General features: G+C 60.4%; 14 protein-coding genes. 7 read left to right on the top strand and 7 right to left on the bottom strand.

The features are described 5' to 3' along the window. Positions 1 to 122: 122 nt before the first annotated feature. Complete coding sequence (locus GKZ68_RS10985; protein ID WP_173114515.1) at positions 123 to 839, top strand: 3-ketoacyl-ACP reductase; 717 nt, start codon at positions 123 to 125, stop codon at positions 837 to 839. An 88-nt stretch (positions 840 to 927) separates the two neighbouring features. Here the strand turns inward: GKZ68_RS10985 and GKZ68_RS10990 are convergent, their stop codons facing one another. Then, the gene (locus GKZ68_RS10990) at positions 928 to 1542 is read right to left on the bottom strand and encodes a MarC family protein (protein ID WP_173114518.1); all 615 of its coding nucleotides are present in this window, start codon (positions 1540 to 1542) and stop codon (positions 928 to 930) included. A 125-nt stretch (positions 1543 to 1667) separates the two neighbouring features. On the opposite strand from GKZ68_RS10990, the gene GKZ68_RS10995 reads away from it, so the two are divergent. Further along, the gene (locus GKZ68_RS10995) at positions 1668 to 2768 is read left to right on the top strand and encodes an endonuclease/exonuclease/phosphatase family protein (RefSeq protein WP_217275238.1); all 1101 of its coding nucleotides are present in this window, start codon (positions 1668 to 1670) and stop codon (positions 2766 to 2768) included. A gap of 157 nt (positions 2769 to 2925) precedes the next feature. Here the strand turns inward: GKZ68_RS10995 and GKZ68_RS11000 are convergent, their stop codons facing one another. The 3 genes from GKZ68_RS11000 to dnaK all read right to left on the bottom strand — a co-directional run bounded on the left by GKZ68_RS11000 (position 2926) and on the right by dnaK (position 7176). After that, positions 2926 to 3603 (bottom strand): LEA type 2 family protein, encoded by a 678-nt coding sequence (locus GKZ68_RS11000; RefSeq protein WP_173114521.1) that lies wholly within the window; start codon positions 3601 to 3603, stop codon positions 2926 to 2928. A 467-nt stretch (positions 3604 to 4070) separates the two neighbouring features. After that, complete coding sequence (locus GKZ68_RS21695) at positions 4071 to 5147, bottom strand: hypothetical protein (protein WP_217275239.1); 1077 nt, start codon at positions 5145 to 5147, stop codon at positions 4071 to 4073. 91 nt (positions 5148 to 5238) lie between these two features. Then, entirely contained in the window at positions 5239 to 7176 is a 1938-nt protein-coding gene (gene dnaK / locus GKZ68_RS11010; RefSeq protein ID WP_173114524.1) for a molecular chaperone DnaK, read from the bottom strand. A 366-nt stretch (positions 7177 to 7542) separates the two neighbouring features. On the opposite strand from dnaK, the gene GKZ68_RS11015 reads away from it, so the two are divergent. From GKZ68_RS11015 to GKZ68_RS11030, 4 genes are all read left to right on the top strand, one after another. After that, a complete protein-coding gene (locus tag GKZ68_RS11015; RefSeq protein ID WP_173114527.1) occupies positions 7543 to 7992 on the top strand; it encodes a CHRD domain-containing protein in 450 nt (149 codons plus the stop codon). A gap of 142 nt (positions 7993 to 8134) precedes the next feature. Next, positions 8135 to 10627, top strand: a complete 2493-nt coding sequence (locus GKZ68_RS11020; RefSeq protein WP_173114530.1) for a M1 family aminopeptidase — start codon at positions 8135 to 8137, stop codon at positions 10625 to 10627. Positions 10628 to 10757: 130 nt separating this feature from the next. Further along, on the top strand, positions 10758 to 11615 hold the full coding sequence (locus GKZ68_RS11025; protein WP_173114533.1) for a transporter: 858 nt from the start codon (positions 10758 to 10760) through the stop codon (positions 11613 to 11615). 115 nt (positions 11616 to 11730) lie between these two features. Beyond that, positions 11731 to 12204: an META domain-containing protein gene (locus GKZ68_RS11030; RefSeq protein WP_173114536.1), complete on the top strand. Its 474-nt coding sequence runs from the start codon at positions 11731 to 11733 to the stop codon at positions 12202 to 12204. A 38-nt stretch (positions 12205 to 12242) separates the two neighbouring features. Here GKZ68_RS11030 and GKZ68_RS11035 read toward each other — a convergent pair whose 3' ends face one another. Continuing rightward, a complete protein-coding gene (locus tag GKZ68_RS11035) occupies positions 12243 to 13562 on the bottom strand; it encodes a M20/M25/M40 family metallo-hydrolase (protein ID WP_173114539.1) in 1320 nt (439 codons plus the stop codon). Between the two features lie 512 nt (positions 13563 to 14074). Between GKZ68_RS11035 and GKZ68_RS11040 the strand changes: the two genes are divergently transcribed. Further along, positions 14075 to 15841 carry a PAS domain-containing protein gene (locus tag GKZ68_RS11040; protein ID WP_173114543.1) on the top strand — a complete coding sequence of 589 codons (1767 nt, stop codon included), beginning with the start codon at positions 14075 to 14077 and terminating at the stop codon, positions 15839 to 15841. Between the two features lie 6 nt (positions 15842 to 15847). Here the strand turns inward: GKZ68_RS11040 and GKZ68_RS11045 are convergent, their stop codons facing one another. Both GKZ68_RS11045 and argH read right to left on the bottom strand, forming a co-directional pair. After that, positions 15848 to 19291, bottom strand: coding sequence for a pyruvate carboxylase (locus GKZ68_RS11045; protein WP_173114546.1), 3444 nt, complete (start codon positions 19289 to 19291; stop codon positions 15848 to 15850). Positions 19292 to 19365: 74 nt separating this feature from the next. Further along, entirely contained in the window at positions 19366 to 20682 is a 1317-nt protein-coding gene (gene argH / locus GKZ68_RS11050; RefSeq protein WP_173114549.1) for an argininosuccinate lyase, read from the bottom strand. Positions 20683 to 20750: the final 68 nt, after the last annotated feature.

The raw sequence follows: 20750 nt of genomic DNA on the forward strand, positions 1-20750 counted from the left end.
ACGCAGCTAAAACAGTGCACTTAGTCTGGGTCCGCCAGCTTACCGGCCAGATAATTTCTTAACCCCAGGGGCCCCTGGCAAGTTAAGGCAGCGAAAACTCCCCTGACTACTTCTTTCATCTTATGGAAAAACTAACTGGCAAAGTCGCCCTCGTAACGGGCGCAGGCAAAGGTATCGGCAAAGCAATTGCCGTGGCGCTGGCCCACGAAGGCGTGCACGTAGGCCTGCTGGCCCGCTCCCAAAGCCAGCTGCAAGAGGTAGCCGCCGAGCTGCAAAAGCTGGGCGTGAAAACCAGCCTCGCCGCCGCCGACGTGGCCGACGAAGCCGCCGTGAATGCCGCCGTGGCACACATCACCAGCGAGCTGGGGCCGCTCGATATTCTGATTAATAACGCGGGCATCGGCACGTTTGCCAAATTTTTGGAAATGCCGCCGGCCGACTGGGAGCACATTATCCGCGTCAACTTGCTGGGGGTGTACTACGTGACGCGGGCCGCCCTGCCCGCCATGATAGAACGGCAAACCGGCGACATTATTAATATTTCCTCGACCTCGGGGCTGCGCGCCGCCGCTGGCAGCAGCGCCTACAGCGCCTCCAAATTTGCCGTGATGGGCCTGAGCGAAGCCCTGATGCAGGAAGTGCGCAAGCACAACATCCGGGTAAGCGCCCTCACGCCGAGCACCGTAGCTACCGAGCTGGCTATCAACAACAAGCTCACCGATGGCAACCCCGAAAAGGTGATGCAGCCCGCAGATATTGCCGAGTTCATCATCGCGCAGTTGAAGCTAAACCGGCGCATTTTTATCAAAGAAGCGGGCCTATGGTCTACTAATCCGTAGCGCTAGTTTATCCCCTTCCCCCTCAAATCCGGCAGTCATTGCGCGCTTGCGAAGCAATGGCTGCCGAAAAGGAGACCTTTATCCTTTGCTACTCCACGTGAAAAAGCACCTTCACGGCCGTCACGAAGAAATTGACGCCGATGGCTAGGGTTAAAAAACCCATGATGCGGGCGAGGGCAGCCATGCCGGGCCGGCCCATAAGCTTGGTAAGACGCAGCGACGAAACCAGGATGATAAACGCCGCCGCCGCCACCAGCGCGAAGCCCAGCACCGTCATGGCTTTGTCGGCATAAGTAGGGCGAATGAGGCCAATGCACAGCGCCATCGAGCCCGGCCCCGAGAGCATGGGCATGGCTAGCGGCGTGAAGCTGATGTCGTCCTTCAGCTTACTTTCTTCCAGCGCCTCGTGGCCTACGCGGTCGCGGTTGGCGCCGGGCGTCAGCAGCTCGAAGGCCGAGCGCATGAGTAAAATGCCACCCGCAATGCGCAGATGCTGAATATTGATACCGAAGAAATTAAGAATGTATTGCCCGCCAAAAAACGCCACCGATAATATCGCCACCATGTAGATGCACGAGCGCAGCGCCGTGGCCGTGCGCTCGGCATTGGTATCGCTGTCGGTGAGGGTAAGAAACATTGGCATCGCCCCGAAGGGATTGACAACCGAGAAGAGCGTGGTGAAGGTGGCGAGCAGAACTTCCATGCCCCAAAGGTATTGGCCGGCACCGGGTGGCAAGCCGGGCTGGAGAATAAGCATTAGTCAATTTCTGCGGCTACTGCTCATCTTTACAGTCCAATTCTCTTCCGCCCACCTGCTTTTCTGCGCGCGTGCCCACTCTTTATTTTATTCTACACGGCCTGGGGCTGCTGCTGGGTGCCGCCGGTTTGCTGGCCACGCTGCTGCCACTTTTGCGCCAAACTGCCTGGTGGATTCGCGTATTTGACTTTCCGCGCCTTCAAATAGTGGCCGGGCTGCTGCTCGGGCTCTTGCTGCTCGGGCTGCCGGGCAGCCGGCCGGCGCTGGCCCACGCGCCGCTGCTGCTCGTAGTACTTAGCGTGGCGGTAGTGTACCAGGCTACGCGCATCTGGCCCTACACGCCCTGGCACCGCAAGCAGGTGCAGGACAGCCAGCGCCGCCCTACCGACCCCAACCACGTTAGTCTGCTCGTAACCAACGTGCTGATGTATAACCGCGATGCTTCGCGCTGCCTGGGCGTCATCCGCGAGCAGCAGCCCGATATTGTGCTGGCCGTCGAAACCGACGAATGGTGGCTGAGCCAGCTCGCCGGCCTCACTCCAGAATACCCGCACACCTGCCACGCGCCGCTGCCCAATACCTACGGCATGCTGGTATTTTCGCGCCTGCCGCTGCTCGACAAGGAAATACAGTTTATTCTCGACCCAGGTATTCCATCGTTCCACGGGCGGGTGCGGCTGCCCAGCGGCGTCGAGGCCAATCTGCACTTCGTGCATCCCAAGCCGCCCGCGCCGCAGGAGTCGAAAACCAGCACCCGGCGCGATGCCGAGCTGCTGCTGGTAGGCCGCGCCATTCAGCACCACGACGGGCCGACCATCGTGGCCGGCGACCTCAATGATGTGGCCTGGAGCCATACTTCCGAGCTGTTTCGGCGGCTGGCCCGCCTGCTCGACCCGCGCGTGGGCCGGGGCCTGCTGCCCACCTTCCACGCCGATTATAAGCTGCTGCGCTGGCCTCTCGACCACGTGTTTCACTCGGCCCACTTTCGCTTGCAGGACTTGAAGCGCCTGCCGCACATCGGCTCCGACCACTACCCCATCTACATCCGCCTCAGCTATGAGCCGCAGGGCTGGGAAATCCAGGAAGCCGAGCTGGAGGAAGCCGATGCGGCCGACCGCCTCGAAGCCCGCGAAAAAATTCAGGAGGCGGCCACTGAAGAAACGGAAGCCTAGCGTCCGTCTCTTCAGCCTTGCTCCCTAAGCCGAGCGGCCCGCCCGTTTATCCCGAAGGATAAGCCGGCGGGCCGCTCTTATAACACTAACCCACAAGTAATTGGCACTTAATAACCCACTAATGATACGTAACGGGACTTATAACGCTTAACGCACTTTATAAAACCTGCTTGCCAGGCTTAGCGCGCAGATTGGCTTCGGCGCTGGCGGGCAGGGTACGGGGCCGGGTAGCCGGCTTATCTTTTACACTGGCCATGGGCAGTGGCAGGCGGTGAATAAGGGTACTGAGACGGCCGCGGCCATTGCGCACAATGGGCCGCAGGCTCAGGACCATGCGCTTGCGGTTGAGGTCGCCGAAGCCCAGCGCGAAGTTGCGCAGCGCCGGCAAGGCATCATTTCCGAGCAGCTTGTACGTGTTCATCTCAAACTCGAAGGGTACGCGCACCGAGTCGCGGGGCGGCAGTTCCAAGCTCATGGGCATGCGGCCGGAGCCCAGCACTTTGTTATCGACCAGCACGGTGTAGTCGAGGCCGGTAATGGAAGTAGGCTCCAGATTGGGATTGTAGGCGTTGAGCCGCACGCGCATTTTCAGCGGCAAGCTCTTATTCACGTAGCCCTCAATAAGTTGATTGCGCTTAGGCAGGTCAACGTCGCTAGGGGTGCGCAGCGGCAGTACGTTTAGGGTGCCGAGGCTGGCCTGCTCTACGGCGCGCAGCTTTACTTCGGGCATTACGTTGGGTGAGCCTTCTTGCCGCGTTTCGCGCAGGGTGCAGCTCGTGGCAAACAGCAAGCCCAAGCCCGGCAGCAGCAACGTAAAGCGACGGAGAAGTGACATAGCGGTAACTGTGTTCATGGCCGGACCTACGAAGTGACTTGGCTAAGCGGTTGGCAAAACAAGAAAATAAAAATCGTGCCGGGAACCATTTTTCGTCAAACTTCTCCCTTTACCGGATGCACCTGTCTTTTAAGACTATTAATAATTGGCAGGTGGGCCGCACACTTCACTTTTACGGTGAATGCTGGCAGTTGGCCATATTAAAATTTCAACTAACTGGCTGCTAGCGGAAAAAGAACTTACTCTAGAAGTAGTCGCAAATAGTCTGGCTTTGTTAATTATGAGGCAAGTTATATAACAAAGCGTAATTCAGCAAATCACGTTCTTCAAAATATGCAAACTCACTTTAAATGCTTTTTTAATTTAAATTATTGATTTACAGACAATTTATTTTTTATTAATTGATATTTTTATTAGAAAAATACCAATAAATCTTATTTATACGCCAGGTAAAAAAATTGCAATTACTAGCCATCGGCTGCCCGGATGATTTGCAGACCCAGCACAAGTACAAACACAACTATTCCTAGTACCAGGATGCGCAAGCCGTGCACGCGGTCGGTGGCGCTGTAGCTGTACACGCGGCGGCCATCGGGCAGCAGACGACGATTGAAATAGAGCTGATACCCCACCAGCAGCCCAAAGAAGCCGCCTAGCAGCGCCGACAGGTAGCTGCCTACTATCAGCGCTTGGTGGTCCTGGGGTGGGGCGGCCAGCTCGGCTACGCGGCGCTGCCGCAGTAGCCGCAGGGTATCGGGCGAGATGTCGCGGCCGCGCTGCCGCAGCAGCTGGCCGGCCAGCGCCACGTCGTAGGCGCTCCATTCGTCGGGCTTCACCAGCAGGTCGAACAGCTCTTCGTCGGTGAAGCTGAACAGGTAGTGAGTTGGGTCGGCCTGGCTCAGGGCGTGCGCGTTCATAGCGGCCAGCACCTGGCTAGCCCGCTCAAAGTCACTGAGCTGCACTTTTACAATATACTTGCTGGTCAGCTGGTTATTGGCAAATGACGGGTCGAAAGCCAGCTGGCCATTGTCGAAAGCGGTGCGGGCCAGGATGCCCTGCCGGGCTATCGCCGCCAGCAGCGGCTGCGCTGCCTCGGCCGAGGCAAAGGTCTGGAAATCGCGGAAGTCAGTGCTAGCCTCGAAGATGGTGCCTTGATGGGCATCGGCCAGGTAGGCCGACGACTCGTCGAAGTACTCGCCATCGTCGCCCTGCACGCGGGCCCCTAGCGTGCGTGCAATAGCTAGCATTTTGCCTAAAATCTCCTCATCGGGGTTCTTCACCGTTACCCGGTCGCTAAAATAGCAAAACCAAGCGTAGTTACCCGCCACACCATTTTTTGAATAGGGCAGCCACACGCTCTGGCCATCCGACTCGGGATTGATATTGCCATCGGCCAAGTATACCGGCCACTCAGGGTATTCATCCAGCCGCATTTCGGAGTCGCTCGCCACGTAGTCGAGCCACTCGGCCAGGGTAATAGTGGCGTTATCTTCTTCATCAGCCCAGCGGGGTACCTTCCGCGTGATGTGTACCTCGTAGCCCATAAGTATTTATGCAAGTAAATAGACTGCTAATAAACGCCAAAAGGCCGGGAGCTTGCGCTCCCGGCCTTTTACTAGGCCGCTAGGCCGTGGCTTATTTGCCGTCTACTTCTTCGTAGTCTACGTCGGTGACGTGGTCGCCGGCCGGCTGGTCCTGGCCGTTCTGGCCTTGGCCGTCGGCGCCGGTGAAGCCCTGGCCGCCGGGCTGGCCGCCCTGGGCGCCAGCCGCCGCGTACATCTCCTGCGAGGCAGCTTCCCAGGCTTTGTTGAGGGCAGCTACGCCAGCGTCGATGCTAGCCAGGTCTTTGCTTTCGTGGGCTTTCTTAAGGTCGGCTAGGGCGCCTTCCACGGCGGTTTTGTTGCCGCCGCTCAGCTTGTCACCAAATTCCTTGAGCTGCTTCTCGGTCTGGAAAATGAGCGAGTCGGCCTGGTTGATTTTGGTGATGCGCTCGGTTTCGGCTTTGTCGGCATCGGCGTTGGCGGCCGCTTCCTGGCGCATGCGCTCGATGTCCTGCTCCGAAAGACCCGACGAAGCTTCGATGCGGATTTTCTGCTCCTTGCCGGTGCCTTTGTCTTTGGCCGTCACGTTCAGAATACCGTTGGCATCGATGTCGAACGTAACCTCAATCTGCGGTACGCCGCGCGGGGCGGGCGGAATGCTGTCGAGGTGAAACTTGCCGATGGTGCGGTTTTGGGAGGCCAGCGGGCGCTCGCCCTGCAGCACGTGGATTTCTACCGAAGGCTGCGAGTCGGAGGCCGTCGAGAAGGTTTCGGACTTCTTCGTCGGAATGGTGGTGTTCGACTCGATGAGTTTGGTCATCACGCCGCCCATCGTCTCAATACCCAGCGAGAGCGGGGTCACGTCGAGCAGCAGCACGTCTTTTACCTCGCCGGTGAGCACGCCGCCCTGGATGGCCGCGCCGATGGCAACTACTTCGTCGGGGTTCACACCCTTGCTCGGCTTCTTGCCGAAGAACTTCTCTACTTCTTCCTGGATGCGCGGAATGCGGGTCGAACCGCCCACGAGAATAACCTCGTCCACTTGCGAAGCGCTCAGGCCAGCGTCTTGCAGGGCCTTTTTGCAGGGCTCCATCGAGCGGCGCACAAGGTTGTCGCTCAGCTGCTCAAACTTCGAGCGGCTCAGCTTTACCACGAGGTGCTTGGGGCCGCTAGCCGTGGCCGTGATGTAGGGCAGGTTGATTTCGGTCTCGTTCGAGCTCGACAACTCAATCTTGGCTTTCTCGGCGGCTTCTTTCAGGCGCTGGAGGGCTAGCGGGTCGTTGCGCAGGTCGAGGCCTTCGTTATCGCTCTTAAACTGGTCGGCCAGGAAGTCGATGATAACCTGGTCGAAGTCGTCGCCGCCCAGGTGGGTGTCGCCGTTGGTGCTCAGTACTTCAAACACGCCGTCGCCCAGCTCGAGAATGGAAATATCGAACGTACCGCCGCCGAGGTCATACACGGCGATTTTCTGGTCTTTGTGTTTCTTATCCAAGCCGTAGGCTAGCGCGGCGGCCGTGGGCTCATTGATAATGCGCTTCACGTCGAGGCCCGCGATGGCGCCGGCTTCCTTGGTAGCCTGGCGCTGGGCGTCGTTGAAGTAAGCCGGCACCGTGATAACGGCTTCGGTTACGGTGGTGCCCAGGTAGTCTTCGGCGGTCTGCTTCATCTTCTGCAGAATCATGGCCGAGATTTCCTGGGGCGTGTAGTTGCGGTCACCGATTTTCACGGCTACCGTGTTGTTGGGGCCGGCTACTACGTCGTAAGCCACGTATTTCTGCTCCTGGGTCACTTCGTTGAAGTGGCGGCCCATGAAGCGCTTGATGCTGGCAATGGTGTTTTTGGGGTTGGTAACGGCCTGGCGCTTAGCCGGGTCGCCTACCTTGCGCTCGCCCTTGCCGTTGTCCAAGAAAGCGACAATCGACGGCGTAGTGCGGCGGCCTTCGGAGTTCGGGATTACAACCGGCTCGTTGCCTTCCATTACGGCGACGCACGAGTTGGTGGTGCCCAAGTCAATACCGATGATTTTGCCCATGATAGTGTGGGTGCTGAAGTTTAAAGTGAGGTGGTGTCTGGGTTGGGAATAGGGGCTACGAAGCCGCTGCAGGCCTAGTTACAAGCAGCGTACCAGCCCGTTTTTTCTGCCACTTTGGCGGGGCGCGGTGGTCCGGAGGCTGGCCACCTGCCAGTGCGACGGCTCTGGCTTGGCCCTCCTACGCAGCAGCCTGCCGAAGTTGCCGTTTCTGCTCGCTAGCCCAGCCGGTGCATTCGCAGGCCAAGCTGGGTCGTTGGGCCAAAAATTTATTTTTCAACCCGCAATCCAAATACCTTAGCGCAACCGTTTATGGCGGCAGCTTTTTTCAGCCTTTCTTTTTTTACTCCCTACCTCATCTCAACTTACATGAAAAACATTTTCCTCCTCGCTATTGCCGGCTTAGCCTTTACTACTGCCTGCAAGAAAGATGACACTACCACCCCGGCTCCGCTGCAGCTTTCGGGCACAATGGCTGCTTCGAATGAAGTGCCGGCCGTGAAAGTAGCTTCCTCGGGCACCGGTACCGTAACCGGCACCTACGACCCAAGCAGCATGGTGCTCAGCTACACCGTTACGTATTCGGGCCTCACGGGCAACCCTTCGGCCGGACACTTCCACTTCGGCGATGCCAAGCACTCGGGCAACGTATTTATTACGTTTCCGGCCCTGCCCGCTGCTACCAGCGGCACCGTATCGGGCACCGCTACCCTCACCTCGATGCAGGCCGACTCATTTAAGCTCGGGCACGTGTATAGCAATATCCACACTGCCAGCAATGCCGGCGGCGAGATTCGCGCCAACGTACTCGTAAAGTAACAGCTCTGGCCTTTCCGCTGCTATCCGAGCCGGCCGCTACCCTAGCGGCCGGCTCGTTGCGTTAAGGGCGGCTAGCGGGGCGCAACTTTGCCGGGCAGCCGTGCATCTTTGACCTTTACTCCGCTTTCCCCTCCCCTTTTTGATGAAACCCACGCTCCTTGCTGCGCTGCTGCCGGGCTGCCTGCTGCTGGCGGGCCCGGCCCAGGCCCAGGCTCCCTCTACGCCGATGGCCGCCGCCAACGCGCCCTACCAGCCCTCGGCCACCAAAACCAACGACCTGGTCCACACCAAGCTGGCTGTGCGCTTCGACTACGCCAAGCGCTACCTCTACGGCCAGGAATGGGTGACGCTGAAGCCCCACGCCGTGGCCACCGACACGCTGCGCCTCGACGCGCAAGGCATGGACATCAAGACTGTGGCGCTGATGAACGGGGCTAGCCAGCAGCCGCTCAAATACGATTATTCGGATAAGAATAACCTGCGCATCAACCTGGGCCGCGTCTTCAAGCCCGGCGAGCAGTACGTGGTATACATTGAGTACACGGCCAAGCCCGACGAGCTGCAAGTGCAGGGCTCGGCGGCCATTACCGATGCCAAGGGCTTGTATTTTATTAACCCCGACAGCGCGGTAAAGGGCAAGCCGGTGCAAATCTGGACGCAGGGCGAGACGCAAAGCTCGTCGGCCTGGTTTCCCACCATTGACCGGCCCAACCAGAAGACGACCGAGGAAATCGCCATGACCGTGCCGGCCAAGTACACCACGCTCAGCAACGGCCAGCTGGTGAGCCAGGTGCCCGCCGGCCCCGGCCTGCGCACCGATACCTGGAAAATGGATTTGCCCCACTCGCCCTACCTGTTTATGATGGCGGTGGGCGACTTCAAAATCTACAAGGACACGTGGCGCGGCAAGGAGGTCAATTATTACCTCGAGCCCAAGTACGCGCCGTTTGCCAAGCAGATTTTTGGTAATACGCCCGACATGCTGGAGTTTTTCTCGACCCGGCTAGGGGTCGAGTTTCCGTGGAATAAGTACGCCCAGATTGTAGCCCGCGACTACGTGAGCGGCGCCATGGAAAATACCACCGCCACGCTGCACGGCGAGCAGGTGCAGATGGATGCCCGCGAGCTGGTAGACCGTGAGTACGGCAGCGAGTCGGTGATTGCGCACGAGCTGTTTCACCAGTGGTTTGGCGACTACGTGACGGCCGAGTCGTGGTCGAACATCACCGTGAACGAGTCGATGGCCGACTTCTCCGAAGCCCTCTACGCCCAGCACAAGTACGGCCAGGATGCCGCCGATGCCCACAACTACCGCTACGTGCAGGCCTACCTGGCTAGCCCCCGCGATGCAGCCAAGAACCTGGTGCGCTTCCATTACAATAACAAGGAGGACGTATTTGACCTGGTAAGCTACCAAAAGGGCGGCGCTATCGTGCAGATGCTGCGCACCTACCTGGGCGACGACGTGTTCTTCGCCGGCTTGCAGAAATACCTCACCGACAACAAGTTTGGCAACGGCGAGGCCCACCAGATGCGGCTAGCCATGGAAGCCGTGTCGGGCCAGGATTTAAACTGGTTCTACAACCAGTGGTACTACGGCGCGGGCCACCCAGTGGTAAGCATCGACTACGGCTGGGACGCGGGCAGCAAAACCCAAAGCGTGACCATCAAGCAGACGCAGAGCGGGCAGGTGTTTCAGCTGCCGCTGGCCATCGACTACTACGTGAATGGCAAGGCCCAGCGCCAGCGCGTGCTGATGACCCAGGCTAGCCAGACCTTCACCATGCCCCTGGCCGCCAAGCCAGAGCTGGTAAACGTGGACGCCGAGAAGTTTACCGTGTGGCAAAAAACTGATAATAAGCCACTAACGGAGAGCCTTTACCAGTACAGCCACGCCCCGCTGTACGTAGACCGCCGAGAGGCCCTGGCCGCCGCCGTGGCCGCCCAAACCACCAGCCCGGCCGCCCGCGCCGTGGTGCTGGCCGCCCTCAAGGACAAGTTTTACGGGCTGCGCATTGCCGCCATCCAGGGCCTGAAAATGGATGATAAGAGCGTGGCCAAAGCCGCTGCGCCCACCCTGCGCCAGCTCGCTACCTCCGAAGCCGAGCCGCACGTGCGCGCCGCCGCGCTGGTGGCGCTGGGCCAGCTCAAGGACAAGAAGGACAGCAAAGTGCTGGCTGCCGCGCTGGCCAACCAGTCGTATGGGGTGCAGGGCGCTGGCTTGCAGGGGCTAGCGGAGATTGACGCACCCACGGCGCTGGCCCGCGCTAAAGCCTTGGAAAATGATGCTCACTTGTCGGGAGCCGTGACGGGCGTGTATGCGCTACACGGCGGCCGGGAGCAGTGGAACTACATCCGCACCGCCTATGATAATGCCCAGGGCCGGGGCCGCTATAATCTCATTCAGCCGATGATGCAGATGCTGGGCCGCCTCGACGACCCGACGGCCTTTGGCGAGGACGTGGACCGGCTGCAGGCACTAGCGATGATACCGCAGCTTCGCGCCTACGGGTTCGACAAGCGCCTGGTGGATGCCATTCAGCAGGGCGCCGCGGCCCAGGCCGGCAAGCCCCACGCGGCCGAAAACCAGGCCAAGGCCGCCGCCGCCGTGCAGGCTATTCAGGCTGCCAAGTAAAATTTTCTGTCGCTAAAAATAAAGGGATAACGGCCGCAATAGGGGCCGTTATCCCTTTATTTTTAGCTCCTAGCTAGGCGCGGCGGCCTTATACGTTGAACTATCGCGGTGGGTTGCGTGTCGAATAGCCATGCGCAAGACCACTCCGCTGGTGCTGGCCGCCCTGCTTGCAGGCCGCCTCACCCCCGCCCTGGCCCAGAACACGCCGGATGAGAACAACGACAACGCCGACGCGCCGTTTGTGCAGCACATTCGCCCCGACCGCCCCGGCCAGACCATTACGGCCGGTGTGCTGCGGCCGGGCCAGTTTCAGCTTGAAACGGGTATCCAGCGCTTTTCGCCCCGGGCGGGCGTGGGCGTGAGCAGCAACGTAAACACGCTGCGCATCGGCTTCTGGAACAGCATGGAGCTGCGCCTCACGCAGCCCTACGTATTTGGGTCGCCGGGCACGCCGGCCATCAGCCGCGGCGAGGTGCCCATTGTGCGCGCCGACTCGGCGGGCTGGGCGCCCCTCACGGTAGGTGCCAAACTGATGCTAACGCCCGACCGGGCCAGCCGTTTTCAGATGAGTCTGCTTTTTGAAGCCGCCCTACCCAACACCGGCCAGTATGGCTTGCGCCGCAGCACCTGGGCCCCCGCCGGGCGCGTGCTGCTGAGCCAGCAGCTGGGCCGCCGCGCCGCGCTGGAAGCCAACTTTGGTTTCGTACAAAGCGGCCTTACCCTAGCCGACGTGTTTAATGGCGAGATAAGCGGCCAGTATATCGGCTCGCTCGCCCTTACTGCGCCCGTTAGCGACAAAGCCGGCTACTTCGTAGAGGGCTACGGCCGGGGGCGCGCCAACCTCACGAGCGGCGTCACGGCCGGGCTTTACTACCGGCCCTGGACCGGCTTGCGCTTCGACGCCACGGTGGGCCGGGTGCTGGGCGGGGTGAGTGCCGGCGCTACCGTTGTGGGCGTGGGCCTGGCCTTCCGGCTAGGCGGCAACTAGCGTTGCGCGCCTGGCTCAGTAGCGTAAAAAGCTAACCTGGTCCGTTATAGTGCCACTTTAAGCCGACCTGCCACGTATAGGGCAGGTCGGCTATTTTTTTTACTTTCTTGCAACTATGAAATACCCTGCCTTTCTTCTGCCTTGCATACTACTAACCGGCGCGGCCTGCCAGCGCGTTACGGAGCGTAGTGCAACTACTCCGATGGCAACCTCCATCACGCCCGATGCCTCGCTGCGCGAAACCCGCTGGGTATTGCGGCAGGTAGGTAGCCAGCCCGTAGCCGAGGTAGCCTCGCCCAATCAAACACCCTACTTATTTATCAGCGCGGCCGGCACGGCCGAAGGCCTCGGTGGCTGCAACCGCTTTAGGGGCGCCCTGAAGCCGGCCACCGATGATGGCGAGCTGCAATTTGCCCCGCTCCAGAGCACGCGCATGACCTGCCCCGAGCTTGAAACCGAGCAGGCCTTTGCGCAGGCCCTGGAAAATACCCACGCCTACCGCATCACGGGCAAGCTGCTGCTCCTCTACGCCGATGCCGGGCGCACGGGCACGCCACTCGCCCAGCTAGAGGCCGTGCCGCTGCCCTAGTCACGGGTAATGAATAGTAGAAATACTGTTGTTACTCATTACCTGTCAACTTTTTCCGGGGCCACGCGGGTGGGCGTTTGGCGGCCGGCCACAATGCCGCTGGCGCTGCGCGCAATGGCCGACACTACGCGCGTCATATTCTTGACATCCAGGCTACTCATTTCGTCGCCGACGCTGTGGTAGAGTTTGTCGGTCGGAATCTGGTCGGTGCTAATGGTGTGGGCGGGCACCCCTAGCCGCGCCAGCGTGGCATTGTCGGAGCGGTAAAACAAGTTTTGCTCGGGGTACGGGTCAGGCTCAAACTTAAACTTGGTGCCTTGCAGGTTGGCTTGCAGCAGCTGGCCAAAATCCGACTTGTCGTAGCCCGTAATAAATGCCGTGTTCGGCCCAAACTTGGCCGGCTTGCCAATCATCTCGATGTTGAACATCGCGGTCAGCTCCTTCGGGTCGAGCTGCTGCGAAAAGTAGCGCGCGCCAAAGCCACCGATTTCCTCGGCCGTGAAGGTCACAAAAATCAGTGAGCGGGCATTGTCATTGCGCTTTTTAAAATACTCGGCCAGTGCCACTACCGCCGTGGTACCGCTGGCATCGTCGTCGGCCCCGTTGGCAATGGAGTCGCCGTCGATAGCGGGCTTGACAATACCCAGGTGGTCGTAGTGGCCCGAAAAAATAACTTTTTCGGCCGCGTGGGCCGCCTCGTGGCCCGGCAGGTAGCCGGCTACGTTGCGCAGCGTGAGCGTGGTGGTGCTGGTAGTAGCCGCCACCCGGTAGGCCGGCGGGCTAGCCGGCGCGGGGGCCAGCACCAGCACCGTTGAATACGGGTTGGCGGCCTGCTCGGCCCGCAGCCGGGGGCGGCCCAGCTGTTCGGCCAGGGCCTTAAACTGCGCAGCCTGGCTAGGGTCGAGCAACACCAGCAGGTTTTTGGCAGGCCGGAAAATGTCGCGGTAGTGCGCCTGGAGCTTGTCGCTAGGCCCCAGCACCAGCAGCTCTACGCCATCTTTCTCGGTCCAGTCGAGCGCCGGCTGCGTGGTAAAGGCCAGCACCTGGCTAGCCGGCTGCGCCACACCATCGAGCGTCACGCTGGCGCTGGTCACGGCCGACTGATAAGCCGGAAACTCCTGCATAAAGCCCGTGGCACCCGGCAAGGGCTGCAAGCCGATGCGCCGAAACTCGGTGGCCAGAAACTCGGCGGCCTTCAGGTTGCCGGGCTGGCCGGTGGCGCGGCCTTGCATATCGTCGGCGGCCAGGGCAGTGAGCACCCGCTTCACAGTAGCAGCCGATACGTTGGCCCCCCGTCGTTGCGCCGCGGCGGGCAAAGCACAGGTTGCCAGCAGCCCTAGCAAGAGAATATTTCGCATCAAGTGGTCTGTTTTATAAGAAATTGCGGATTAATGCCCGACCAACACCAGGGGCGAAGGCTAGCGCCGCCACCGCCAGGGCGGCGGGCGGGTTAGTCAGGGCCTGCTCAGACTGCTCGCTTGGGGCACGCGGCTATCCAAGCGCCTACCTGTGGGCCAGCGCAGCAGAGCGTGTGATTTCCGGTGGCACATCCAGAATGCTTGCGGCAGTTTGAGTAGCGCTCAGCAGGGCGTGATAAAAGTAAGACCGACGAGAACGAATGGCTGTTGAAGCCGGCTTAGACAGCGAAAGATTTTTTTATAACCTGCGAAATCAGCTGGCGCCTAGTGCGAGCCCGGTTTCCGGATGGCTGCTCTGGCAGGCCATGCTGGTTTGTCATTCGCATTTACCTCGACAGTCACCTGGTAACGCTGAGGCTTCAGCGCGCATTTAGGCAGGTTGAGCGAATACCTTATTCGGCTACAGCCTGCTGACTACCTTAGCTCTATCGTAGCGATTGCACTTCTTTTTTATGCCCCTTTCCGTAGTCCCGTCGCTTACCGAGCTGGTTATTCCGGCTGGCTTGCTGGACACTTCGGAAACCGGCATTATGCACTTTCAGCCGCTCTACGCGGCGGGCGACCCGGCTCGGCTGGTCGATTTCAAGATGCTACGGCTTAATCCCGCTGCCCAGCGCCTGCTAGGCCTGCCCGAGTTTCCGACCGGCTCCTTCTTGACGCTCAGGCCCGGCGATACCGCAGCATTTCAATTTTACCGCTTCACCTATCTGGCTGGGGAGGCCGACTCTCAAAACCTCAGCACCCTACCCGGCTGGCAAGCCCTGGCGCAACGGCAGGGCCCGCAGCTAGTCGTGAGCCTGATGCCCACGGCTCGGCCCAGCCAGGACGCGGCCCGGCGGGCGGCCGCCGACGGAGCCCTGGCGCGGGCGCAGCAGGCCAACCAGCAGCTCACCCAGGAACGCGAGGCGTTGCGCCGGGTGCTGGCCCACACGCCGGCTGCCATTTGCTTGCTACGCGGGCCCGAGTACCGCTTCGAATACGTAAACCCGGCCTTCGCGCAGCTATTCGGCGGCCGGCCGCTGGAAGGCCTGCCCGCCGCCGAAGTACTACCCGAAGTTCTGAACCAGGGCTTTATCGCGCTGCTCGACCGCGTGTACGACACCGGCGAAACGTTTCTGGAGGCCGAGGTGCCGCTGGCTAGCCCGCAGCCCGGCAGCCAGCAGCACCCGCAGTATTTCAACTTCACCTACCAGGCTCACCTAGAAGACGGCCACGCCGACCGCCTCTCCGTCTTTGCCTACAACGCGACCGAGCAGGTGCTGGCCCGCCAGCAAATCCAGCACTTGCGCGAAGAGCTGCAAGCGGCCAGTGCGGCGCTGGCTGCGGCTCCGCAGCGACTGGAAAACCCCGACAAGCACGTCCTGACGCCGCCCGCCGACCGGCCAGCCGTCGAGCCACCGCACCTACTGCACCTGATACTGGAGCAGCTGCCCGCGGCGGTAGCTGCCTTCGTGGGCCCCGGGCACCGATTCGCTTTTTTCAACGACGGCTACCAAGTCTTGGCCAGCGGACGCGCCCGGCTAGGGCACCCCGTAGCCGACCTGTTTCCGGAGCTGGTAGCGCAGGGCTTCACCGCCATTCTGGACGAGATATACGCCACGGGGCAGCCTTACTGGGGCGAGCGGCAGCCCGCTCGGCTCTACGCGCTGGTAAGCGGCCAGCTGGCCCCCGAACCTAAATACATTGACTTTCTGTACCAGCCGCTAAAGAGCGCGCAGGGCCAAACCCAAGGTATTCTGGCTTTTATCGTGGATGTAACCGAACAGGTGCTGGCGCAGCAGCAGGCCGAAGCCTTGCGGGCCGAAGCGCAGGCCGCCACCTACCGGCAGGCTCAAGAGGGCACGGCGCTGCAAGAGCTGCTAGCCCACACGTCGGCAGCCATTGCGCTGGTGCGCGGGCCCGCGCACCAGTTCACCTACGTAAACCCGGCTTTTGAGCGGCTTTTTCCGGGCCGGGCGTTGCTGGGTAAGGCCGCCGCCGAAGCCCTGCCCGAAGCAATAACGCACAACCTGGTGGCGCTACTCGACCACGTGCACCAAACCGGCGAAACGCGCGTGGTCCCGGCCATGCCGCTGACTGTGGCCCAGTTTGGCAACCAGCTGGCTACGGTCCTTTACCTGGCTATTACCTGCCAGGCTTACCGGGAAAACGGCCAGTCGGCAGGCGTGTCGCTGCTGGCCGTGGAGGTGAGCGGGCCGCCTCACCTCCACGGCAGCTAGCGGCGGCTAGGCCAGCGTCAGTACCAGGTCGTCGGCCTGCACGCGGGTGCCGGCCGCCAGCGCCACGGTGCCCACCGTCAGGTCGTCGGGGGCCGTGATGGTGGTCTCCATCTTCATGGCTTCGATGACGAAGAGCGGCGTGTTTTTGGCTACCTGCTGGCCGGGGGCTACCAGCACCTTGCTCAGCAGCCCTTGCAGCGGCGCAGCTACCTGCTTGGAATTGGCGCGGTCGGCTTTTTGGTTGTGCACGGTTTTTACCTCCACGTGCTGGTCGCGCACTTCGAGGTTGCGCGTCTGGCCGTTGAGAGTAAAAAACACCGTGCGCATCCCTTCCTCATTCACCGGGCCGATGGACTGCAAGCGGATAATAATCGACTTGCCGCGCGCAATCTCAATAATGGTTTCCTCGCCTTCCTTCAGCCCAAAGAAAAACACCGGCGTCTGAATCCGGCTTACGTCGCCGTATTCCAGCCGGAATTTCCAGTATTCATCAAACACCTTGGGATAGAGCAGGCTGGAGAGCAAATCGGTGAACTGCGCGCCGGGGTTGCTTTCCTGGAATGCGGCCCATTCCTTCTCAAAATCGATGGGCGCCAGGTGGTCGTTGGGCCGGTCGGTAAAAGGCTTTTCATCCTTTAGCACGGCCTTCTGCACGTCGGCCGGCCAGCCACCCAGCGGCTGGCCGATGTCGCCGCGCAGCAGTTCGCGCACCGACTCCGGAAAGCTCAGGGTGGCGCCCCGGCTTACCACTTCCTCGGGCGATAACTTATTAGAGACCATGAACAACGCCAGGTCACCCACGACTTTCGACGAAGGCGTCACCTTCGGGATATCGCCCAGCAGCCGGTTGGCATCGGCAAAGCGGTGCTTCACTTCCTCAAACCGGTCGAGCAAGCCTAGCGCCGCCGCCTGGGGCCGCAGGTTGGAGTACTGGCCGCCCGGAATCTCGTGCTCGTACACCTCAGCCGTGCTGGCCAGCAGGCCGCTCTCGAAGGGATAGTACTGCTCGCGCAACGCCTCCCAGTAGTCACTAAACTCGTTGAGGCTAGCCTGATTAAACTCGCGGTGGCGCAGCGAGTGGCGCAGCATCTCCACCACCGAGTTGAAGTTGGGCTGCGAGGTAAGGCCCGACAAGCCACCCAGCGCCACGTCAATCACGTTCACGCCCGCCTCCACGGCCTTGAGGTAAGTAGCGGGCTGCAAGCCGCTGGTGTCGTGGGTGTGTAGGTGAATGGGGATTTTTACCGTCTCGCGCAACGCCGGAATCAGCTCGGCCGCCGCGTAGGGTTTCAGCAGGCCCGCCATATCCTTGATGCAGAGGATGTGCGCACCGGCGTCTTCGAGCTGCTTGGCCAGGGTCAGGTAATACTGGAGGTTGTACTTGGGCCGGCTAGGGTCCAGAATATCGCCGGTGTAGCAGATGCTGCCCTCGGCTAGGCCGGTCGTTTGCTTGCGCACAAACTGGATGCAGGCTTCCATGCCCTTCATCCAGTTCAAAGAGTCGAAAATGCGGAAAATATCCACGCCTTTCGCGCCCGCCTCGGCCACAAATCGCTCGGTCAGATTATCCGGATACGCCTTGTAGCCCACGCCGTTAGCCCCCCGAATGAGCATCTGGAGCAGGATATTCGGCACCGCCTCGCGCAGGCGGGCTAGCCGGGCCCACGGGTCTTCGTGCAAAAAGCGCAGCGCTACGTCGAACGTGGCCCCGCCCCACACCTCCAGCGAGAAGGTTTGGGGGTGCTGGCGGGCGTAGCGGTCGGCTACCTTCAGCATGTCGATGGTGCGCATGCGGGTGGCCAGCAGGCTCTGGTGGGCGTCGCGCAGCGTGGTATCGGTGTAGTGGATGAGCGGCTCCTGGCGCAGCCATTCGGCAAATTTTTCGGGGCCGAGCTCCTGTAGCTTCTGGCGGGTGCCGGGCGCGGCGGGCTGGCTCAGGTCGGCCTGGGGCAGCGGCACTTTGCGCATCTGGCGGCGCTCATCCACGCGGCCGGCCACGTCGGGGTTGCCATTCACCACCACCTCGCCGATGTAGTGCAGCAGGCGCGTGGCCCGGTCGAGCCGGGTCTTAAATTTCAGCAGGTCCGGGTTGTCCTTGATAAAATCGACCGTGGCGTGCCCGGCCTGAAACTCGGGGTTGCGCACGATATTCTGCAAAAACTGCATATTCGTCTTCACCCCGCGTACCCGAAACTCGTCGAGCGTGCGCAGCATTTTCTGCGCCGCGCCGGCTAGGGTCGGCGCGTGGGCCGACACCTTCACCAGCAGCGAATCGAAGAACGGCGAAATAATAGCGCCCTGGTAAACAGACCCTTGGTCGAGCCGGATACCAAAGCCGCCCGCCGAGCGGTAGGCCACGATGGTGCCGTAGTCGGGCTTAAAATCGTTGGTGGCATCCTCGGTCGTGATGCGGCACTGCACCGCCACGCCCATGCGCGGCACCACCACAGTAGGGCCCAGCCCGATTTCGGGCGCCTCCAGCGGGTAGCCGGAGGCGATGTAGAGCTGCGTTTTAACGATATCCACGCCCGTTATCATCTCGGTCACGGTGTGCTCAACCTGAATGCGGGGGTTGACCTCGATAAAATAAATGCGGTCCAGCTCGGGGTTGACCAGAAACTCGACCGTGCCCACGTTGTCATAGCCCACGGCCCGGCCGATTTTCAAGGCGTAGTCATACAATCGCTGACGCAGCGACTCGGTAAGGTCCACGGCCGGCGCCACTTCCACCACCTTCTGAAAGCGCCGCTGCACCGAGCAGTCGCGCTCGTAGAGGTGCGTGAGGTGCCCGTGCTGGTCGCCCACCAATTGCACCTCAATGTGCTTGGGCCGCTCCACAAATTTTTCCAGAAAAACGGTGTCGTCGCCAAAGGCATTTTGCGCCTCATTCCGCGCCTCAAAAAAGCCTTTGCGCAGCTGCTCATCGTCGCGAATCACGCGCATGCCGCGCCCGCCGCCGCCGCTGGCCGCCTTTAGCATCACGGGGTAGCCGATGCGGTGCGCCTCCGTCAGGGCCACGTCAATATCCGTCAGGTCGGCTTCGCTGCTTTCGATGAGCGGGACTTCGCACTTGAGCGCTACTTCCTTCGCAGCCACCTTATCACCGAGCGCCTCCATTACTTCGGGGCGCGGCCCCACGAAAATGATGCCCTCCTCACGGCAGCGCCGGGCCAGGGCCGCATTCTCGCTCAAAAAGCCGTAACCGGGGTGAATAGCATCGGCGCCGTTCTGCTTGGCCACCCGAATGATGCTTTCAATGTCGAGGTAGGGCCGCAGCGGCTCATCGTCGCGCCCAATCTGGTAGGCTTCATCAGCCTTGTAGCGGTGCAGCGAATTACGGTCCTCATAGGTATAAATACCAACGGTAGAGATACCTAGCTCGGAGGCAGCGCGAAATACGCGGATGGCTATTTCGCCGCGATTAGCGACGAGCAGCTTCGTGATTTTCATACGGGTTTTGGTAGAAGTAGCAGCAGTGTAGCGGCTAAGCTACGCTGCGGGTTGCGACCTTCCTACCATGCCCCCTACCCGGCTGCCGCCTGGCTAGCCCAGGCCAGCCGCTCGCGCACCTGCCGCAAGCGCTCGCCCAGCTCGGCTAGCCCTGGCCGGTGCACACTACCTAAGTGCGTAGTAGTAAACTCTTTATGTGGCACATAGGCACCCGTGTCCACCGCTTGCCCCACCTGCCTATACGCATCCCGAAACGGCACGCCGCGCTGAATGAGCTGGTTGATATTCTCGACCGAAAAAATGGCATCGTACTTCGGCTGGTCGATTACGCCCGGCACTACTTCCAGCACTGGCACCGCAAAAAGCAGAATATCCAGGATGGCAGCAAACTGCACCATCGGCCGGAATAATATCTCCTTTAAAATTTGAAAATCGCGGTGGTAGCCGCTCGGCAGGTTATTAATGGTGAGAATAATATCGTTAGGCAAGGCTTGCAGCCGGTTACAATGCGCCCGGACCAATTCAAATACGTCGGGGTTTTTTTTGTGCGGCATAATACTGGAGCCGGTCGTAAATTCCTTAGGCAATTTCACGAAGCCCAAATCCTGGCTGTTATACAGCACCAAATCATACGCCAGCTTGCTGAGCGTACCCGCCACGCCCGCAATGGCAAAAGCCAGCGTTTTCTCGGTTTTACCGCGCAGCATTTGCGCGCCCACCGCGCTAATAGCCAGGCTACCAAAACCCAGGTCGCGCGTTGTTTGCTCGCGGTCGATACCGAAGCTGCTGCCAAAGCCCGCGCCCGACCCTAGCGGATTGTGGTCGGCCACCGTGTGTGCAGCTTCCAGCAAGCTCATATCCAGCAGCAAGTGCTCGGCATATGCGCCAAACCACAGCCCGAAGCTGCTCGGCATCGCCGCCTGAAAATGCGTGTAGCCCGGCAGCAGGTCATTTTTATATTTCTCGCCCTGTCGAATTAATAAGTCGGCTAACTCCAGAATTTTAGCGCCAATTTTCTCGGTATAATCTTTAATAAATAATTGAATTGCGGTCAGAACCTGGTCATTGCGCGAGCGTGCAGTATGAATTTTCTTACCCGCGTCACCAAATTTATCGGTCAGATAATATTCAATTTTAGAGTGCACATCCTCGAATTCCGCCTCAATCCGAAACGTGCCATTTTCAACCTGCGCCAGCAATTCGTCCAAGCCAGTCAACAGCTGGTTTTCTTCCTCCTTAGATAGCAGGCCGATGCTAGCCAGCATTTTCGCCTGCGCCCTGGAAGCCAGCATATCAAAGGGCGCCAGATACATATCCAACTCCCGGTCCTGGCCCACGGTGAATTGCTCAATTTTATCGTTGACGGAGAAGCCTTTTTCCCAGATTTTCATTTAGCGCAGCGAATGGTTCCAGCTGTCCTGCTGAGCTTGCCGCAGTAGGACAGCTGGACTACCGAAAA

Source organism: Hymenobacter sp. BRD128, assembly GCF_013256625.1.
Classification (GTDB): domain Bacteria; phylum Bacteroidota; class Bacteroidia; order Cytophagales; family Hymenobacteraceae; genus Hymenobacter.

What these genes read in the sequence shown, in the direction of transcription:
- GKZ68_RS21695 (WP_217275239.1), bottom strand. Translation starts at nt 5,147, where the DNA reads ATGGGCTACGAGGTACACATCACGCGGAAGGTACCCCGCTGGGCTGAT.
- GKZ68_RS11030 (WP_173114536.1), top strand. Translation starts at nt 11,731, where the DNA reads ATGAAATACCCTGCCTTTCTTCTGCCTTGCATACTACTAACCGGCGCG.
- argH (WP_173114549.1), bottom strand. Translation starts at nt 20,682, where the DNA reads ATGAAAATCTGGGAAAAAGGCTTCTCCGTCAACGATAAAATTGAGCAA.
- GKZ68_RS10990 (WP_173114518.1), bottom strand. Translation starts at nt 1,542, where the DNA reads ATGGAAGTTCTGCTCGCCACCTTCACCACGCTCTTCTCGGTTGTCAAT.
- GKZ68_RS11045 (WP_173114546.1), bottom strand. Translation starts at nt 19,291, where the DNA reads ATGAAAATCACGAAGCTGCTCGTCGCTAATCGCGGCGAAATAGCCATC.
- GKZ68_RS11015 (WP_173114527.1), top strand. Translation starts at nt 7,543, where the DNA reads ATGAAAAACATTTTCCTCCTCGCTATTGCCGGCTTAGCCTTTACTACT.
- GKZ68_RS11020 (WP_173114530.1), top strand. Translation starts at nt 8,135, where the DNA reads ATGAAACCCACGCTCCTTGCTGCGCTGCTGCCGGGCTGCCTGCTGCTG.
- GKZ68_RS11000 (WP_173114521.1), bottom strand. Translation starts at nt 3,603, where the DNA reads ATGTCACTTCTCCGTCGCTTTACGTTGCTGCTGCCGGGCTTGGGCTTG.
- GKZ68_RS10985 (WP_173114515.1), top strand. Translation starts at nt 123, where the DNA reads ATGGAAAAACTAACTGGCAAAGTCGCCCTCGTAACGGGCGCAGGCAAA.
- GKZ68_RS11025 (WP_173114533.1), top strand. Translation starts at nt 10,758, where the DNA reads ATGCGCAAGACCACTCCGCTGGTGCTGGCCGCCCTGCTTGCAGGCCGC.
- dnaK (WP_173114524.1), bottom strand. Translation starts at nt 7,176, where the DNA reads ATGGGCAAAATCATCGGTATTGACTTGGGCACCACCAACTCGTGCGTC.
- GKZ68_RS11040 (WP_173114543.1), top strand. Translation starts at nt 14,075, where the DNA reads ATGCCCCTTTCCGTAGTCCCGTCGCTTACCGAGCTGGTTATTCCGGCT.
- GKZ68_RS11035 (WP_173114539.1), bottom strand. Translation starts at nt 13,562, where the DNA reads ATGCGAAATATTCTCTTGCTAGGGCTGCTGGCAACCTGTGCTTTGCCC.